The 4,882-nt window shown below is 59.4% G+C and carries 6 protein-coding genes; 3 read left to right on the top strand and 3 right to left on the bottom strand.

The window, feature by feature from the left end; all coding sequences use genetic code 11:
• The 3 genes from O2807_11860 to serS all read right to left on the bottom strand — a co-directional run.
• The coding region (locus O2807_11860) for a sodium:calcium antiporter (protein MDA1001193.1) at positions 1-264 on the bottom strand (264 nt) is incomplete at its 3' end.
• Positions 265-274: 10 nt separating this feature from the next.
• A complete protein-coding gene (locus O2807_11855) occupies positions 275-673 on the bottom strand; it encodes a VOC family protein (protein ID MDA1001192.1) in 399 nt (132 codons plus the stop codon).
• Positions 674-717: 44 nt separating this feature from the next.
• Complete coding sequence (serS, locus tag O2807_11850; GenBank protein MDA1001191.1) at positions 718-2,004, bottom strand: serine--tRNA ligase; 1,287 nt, start codon at positions 2,002-2,004, stop codon at positions 718-720.
• A 185-nt stretch (positions 2,005-2,189) separates the two neighbouring features.
• Here serS and O2807_11845 point away from each other — a divergent pair, with 185 nt between their 5' ends.
• The 3 genes from O2807_11845 (at position 2,190) to O2807_11835 (ending at position 4,384) form a co-directional block, all read left to right on the top strand.
• Positions 2,190-2,702, top strand: a complete 513-nt coding sequence (locus tag O2807_11845; protein ID MDA1001190.1) for a hypothetical protein — start codon at positions 2,190-2,192, stop codon at positions 2,700-2,702.
• 99 nt (positions 2,703-2,801) lie between these two features.
• On the top strand, positions 2,802-3,944 hold the full coding sequence (locus O2807_11840; protein ID MDA1001189.1) for a response regulator: 1,143 nt from the start codon (positions 2,802-2,804) through the stop codon (positions 3,942-3,944).
• 74 nt (positions 3,945-4,018) lie between these two features.
• A complete protein-coding gene (locus O2807_11835; protein ID MDA1001188.1) occupies positions 4,019-4,384 on the top strand; it encodes a PilZ domain-containing protein in 366 nt (121 codons plus the stop codon).
• The last annotated feature ends 498 nt before the right edge of the window (positions 4,385-4,882 follow it).

Genomic DNA, 4,882 nt, shown 5'->3' with positions numbered 1-4,882 from the left:
CAGCGCAGCGATTCCCAGGATTAGCAGGATGTTGACGATGTTGCTCCCGAGGATGTTCCCTACGGCGATTTCGGGCGAGCCGTAGAGAGCGGCCTGAAGGCTCGTCGCCAGCTCCGGGGTGGAAGTGCCGAAGCCGACAAGGGTGAGGCCGATGAGCATCGGGCTCACCCTCGCCCGCCGGGCCGCGGCGACGGCGCCGCGGACGAGCAACTCTCCTCCACCGAACAGGAGAACGAGGGATAGGAGTATCTGCAAAATCAGCATGGCGGCGAATTTATTCGATCCAAAAATGGGGGTTCCAGGCGATCTCCCACAGGAAACCATCCGGGTCGGTGAAACAACCCGAATAGCCGCCCCAGTCTGTATCCTGGGCTTTTTTGCGTATGTTCGCGCCCGCCGCCTCCGCCTCCCGAAGGATTTGGTCAACTTCCTCGCGGGTGCGAACGTTGTGCGCCAGCGAAAAGCCGGAAAAACCCTCTCCTTCCGGAGAGATGGAAGCGTCCTTTGCGAGCGCCTCCCGCGGATAAAGAGCGAGCCAGGTAGCGGAGGTTTCAAAGAAAGCGATTTCCTCCGGCCCCTCGCGCATGGGAAGGCCAAGGCCGTCGCGGTAGAAGGCAATCGAGTTTTCCAGGTTGGAAACGCCCAATGTGACAATGCTGATGCGGGGTTCCATTCGATTTGCCCTCGATTTGAATCGCTGCCACACGGAAGAGAGAATTACGCCCCCGGTCCGATCGCTTCCATCCCGCCCATGTAGGGCCGGAGTGCCTCGGGGATGGCGACGGTGCCGTCTTCCTGCTGGAAGTTTTCGAGAATGGCGACCACGGTTCTCCCGACGGCGAGGCCCGAGCCGTTCAGGGTGTGAACGAGGGCGGGCTTGCCACCCCCCGCGGGGCGGAATCTGATCTGCGCGCGCCTCGCCTGAAAGTCCTCGAAATTGCTGCACGAGGAGATCTCCCGGTAGGTGTCCTGCGAGGGAACCCACACCTCGATGTCGTAGGTCTTGGCGGCCGAGAAGCCCAGGTCGCCCGCACAAAGGGCGACGACGCGGTAGTGGAGCCCGAGGCGCTTGAGCACCTCCTCGGCATTGGCGGTGAGGCTTTCGAGCTCCTCGTAGCTCGTATCGGGGCGGGCGAACTTCACGAGTTCGACTTTGTTGAACTGGTGCTGGCGGATGAGGCCGCGGGTGTCCTGCCCGTAGGAGCCGGCCTCGCTGCGAAAGCAGGGGGTGTAGGCGGTGTAGCGAAGGGGCAGGTCCTTTTCCTCGAGGATCTCCTCGCGGTGGATGTTCGTGACCGGCACCTCGGCGGTGGGGATGAGGTAGTAGGCGCCGTCATCCACCTTGAAGAGGTCTGCCTCGAATTTGGGGAGCTGGCCGGTCCCGAGCATCGCTTCGGGGTTGACCATGAAGGGGGGGAGCCATTCGGTATAGCCGTGCTCCCGGGTGTGCAGATCGAGCATGAAGTTGATCAGCGCCCGCTCGAGCAGGGCGCCGGCTCCCCGGTAAAGGGCGAACCGCGCGCCGGCGATCTTCACGGCGCGTTTCATGTCGAGGATGTTGAGTTTCGCGCCGAGCTCGTCATGGGGCTTGGGAGCGAAGGAGAACGCCGGCTTCTCGCCCCAGGTGCGAAGGGTGGGGTTGTCCGCGGCGGCGCCGTCCGGGGTGCTCTCGTGCGGCAGGTTCGGCAGGTTGAGGAGGGCGTCGGTTTGTTTTTTCTCCAGCTCGCCGAGTTCTTCTTCGAATACCTTGGACTCGGCCGTAAGCTTCTGGTTGGCGGCGAGCAGGGCGTCCGCCTCTTCGCTCCCGCCGCCCTTTCGCTTGAATTCGCCCATGCGCTTGCTGTTTTTTCGCACTTCGGCGGTTCGGCTTTCGATCTCGTGGGTCAGCTCGCGGCGGCGCGCGTCGGTGGCGAGAATTTCTCCGAACTCGAAATTTCCCCCCCGCCGGGCGAGCGCCCGGGCGATGGCCTCGGGGTCCTGCCTGATCATCCGGATGTCGAGCAAATGAAATTCTCCTGAATAACAGCGGAATATCCTTAGGCAAAAGGGAACTTAAAACGCCCTTCCTGGCCCGTCAACAATGAAAATTCTACGGGTGGAGCCGCCCCTTGAACTGCGGTATGGTGTTGGATATCGCTGTTTCGCCGGATGGTCCTGGCCGCAGAGGGCCCCGCAGGGAGGAGAACCCCGTGTTTGGTTGGTTCCGAATTCTCCAGCGCTCGGGAGGGCTTTTAACTGCCATTGCGGTTCTCCTGGGGGCAGCCTTTTACGGAATTGCGCAAATCAGCATGATTGTTGTGGACGATCCGTCCCGCGGTTTGCGGATACTGGGTGTTTTTCTCGTTCTCTCCGCCATTTTCTGCGCACTGCTCGCGTGGCTGGTGCGGCGGGTCGTGCAGCGGATCCTCTGGCCGGTGATCTCCGCCCGGGAATTTACGTCCCGGATTTCGGGACTGGGAGGAGCCGGCGGCAGGGCTGCCTATCACGCCCTGAGGCAGAATACGCGCTACTTCGGGGGATTCGCCCGAACGATCATGCGGGCGACGGTTCGGGCCGTGGGGACGGCTTTCCGTTTTTCGCCTCGAAAGCGGGGAGTTCCCGCCCGGCGGACCGCGCACCCGGGGGGCGGGGCTTCGGTGATTCCTTTCCGAAGCGTCTCGCGAGTGGCCGAGGAGGGTTCCCGTCAAAAGGAGCTTGGTTGATATACTTGGGTTTCGGCGCCATGGGGGGTGGCGTCCGGAATCGGGTTATACGGGGACGTGGAAAACGTGGCCGTCCGCACTTTCCGCCCGGAGTAGAGCATGCCCTCCGAAAAAATTGATCCCGATATTCCTATTCTCGTTGCCGAGAACGACCCTTCCGGTGCGTCCGCGCTGAAGCGAATATTCGAAGAGTGCCAACTCCGCAACATCACCTTTTCCGAACACGGATACAAAGCCGTTCACACCGGCCGGTTCGATTCCTTCGGGTTGATCCTCGTCTCGAGCAAGGTCGACAAGATGGACGGCCTCAAGGTCATCTCCAGTCTTCTGGAGGAGGGGAAAAACAAGTCCAAGCCCATTGTTTTTCTCTGCCCGGCCGATGACGCCCCGGCGTCCCAGAAAGCCCGGGCCGCGGGGGCTGCCGCCGTTCTTTCCAAACCGGTTGAACTGGGATCGTTCCGCGAGATGATCGAAAAAGTTTTGGACAAGTACGTCGTGACAAAATCAGAGGTCGGCCAGCACTCGCAGAAAAACATCTCGGCGACGGAATCCGCGATAGAGACGGCAAATAAGCTTTTGAAGAGCGGCGATCTGGATGGGGCAGAGGAAAAATTCGAGGAAGCCATGGTCACCGGCGGCGGGTCGGTCGACATCTACCACGGCCTCGCCCGGGTGCATCTGAGCCGGGGCGATCAGGAAAAAGCCGATCAGGTTCTGGTCGAGGCCGAACGCCTCGATTCGATGGCAAGGGACAAGTTTCGCCTGTTGGAGAAGGGGTTTCTCGATAACGGAAGATCGTTCATGGAGAAAGGCCTGCACGAGGAGGCCAAGAATCAATTCCAGGGAGCCCTGGCGTCGAACGCAAACAGCGTCACGGCCCACATGGGTCTCACGGAGGCGTATAAGGCATTGGGAGACGAAAAGGCCGCCGATGGCGCCTTTGAGTCGGCCATGGCGCTCGAGCAGCGCCCGGAAGACCTGCACGAGTACAACCGGATGGGAATTGAGGCCCGGCGCAAAAAGAACTACTACCAGGCGATCCGCTCCTTCGACAAGGCAATCTCCTTTGATCCGGACGATCCGGTTCTTTATTATAATAAATCCATGGTGTTCGTTGCGCAGATGAAATTTCAGGAGGCATCCGAACTGCTCGAAAAATCGCTGCAACTGAACCCGAATTTTTCCGAGGCGAAAGAAACGCTGACCAAGATAAGGGATTTTGCAGAGAAACAAAAAAGCTGAATTTTGCGGGCGAGCAAGGAAGTGCGGCTAAATTTATCCATGTGAAAGAGCGGATTGCCAGGAGGGGTTTTGACATGAATGATTCATCCGAAAGGCGGCAATTCACGCGCTTTCGCATACCGGTCATCATTGAGGCAGGAGATATTTCCCCGATTCCCCTGATTCCTGAAGACATCAGCGCCGGAGGATTCAAGATACTCGTTTCCACGGAGGTCCGGCCGCAGGAAAACGTCGACAGCATCATCCAGATTCGCGACGAGATTTTCGAAAATTGTAAGGGGAGCATCATCTGGGTGCGTGAGCACTCCAAGGAGCCGCCCTCGTGGGCAATCGGTTTCCGGGTGGAGGATGTGGGCGGCGAGGAAACGCGCTTTGAAGAAGCTTTGAAGAGCCTCTCTGATTTGCTGGGGCCCGAGAATACCATCGTTCCCGAATTTTAGTTTTCCTTCCTCTCAGGATTGATGCTTTCGTGCCCGTAGATGAGACAGTAACTGGGCGCATGGCCAAGCGGCTGGATACCGATTGGGCTTTCGTGGCTTCTGCCCCCCGGGTCTGAAAATCAAATGATTTCGCCTGTGATCTTCGCTGCGCCGGGGGAATATTTCCTTGGTTCGCATGTTATCCCAACCGTGTGTATGTATTTTCCGTAGGCGAAAAATTAGCGAAATGATGTATGCGGCCCCCCGTGGTTCGTTTTGAATTCGGCCGGTTTCCCGTGCGTCACGGGATGAGAGCCGCCGGCCGATAGTAGACTCTCTCAGGTTTTGTCGGAGGAATTTGTCAGATGAAGATGATCAAGGCCTTGATGCTCACGTTTGCGGCCGCTTCCCTGCTGATGGTGGCGGCGCCGTCGGTAGATGCGGCGAATCCTTGCGCGGCGAAAAACCCCTGCGCGGCGAAGAATCCCTGCGCGGCGAAGAACCCTTGTGGCGCCAAGA

This window comes from bacterium (genome assembly GCA_027622355.1).
Taxonomy (GTDB): domain Bacteria; phylum UBA8248; class UBA8248; order UBA8248; family UBA8248; genus JAQBZT01.
The sequence above is the reverse complement of the archived record's forward strand: the minus strand, read 5'-3'. Positions and strand labels throughout refer to the sequence as shown.

Coding starts and splice junctions, on each gene's coding strand:
- O2807_11855 (MDA1001192.1), bottom strand. CDS start 673: ATGGAACCCCGCATCAGCATTGTCACATTGGGCGTTTCCAACCTGGAA.
- O2807_11835 (MDA1001188.1), top strand. CDS start 4,019: ATGAATGATTCATCCGAAAGGCGGCAATTCACGCGCTTTCGCATACCG.
- O2807_11840 (MDA1001189.1), top strand. CDS start 2,802: ATGCCCTCCGAAAAAATTGATCCCGATATTCCTATTCTCGTTGCCGAG.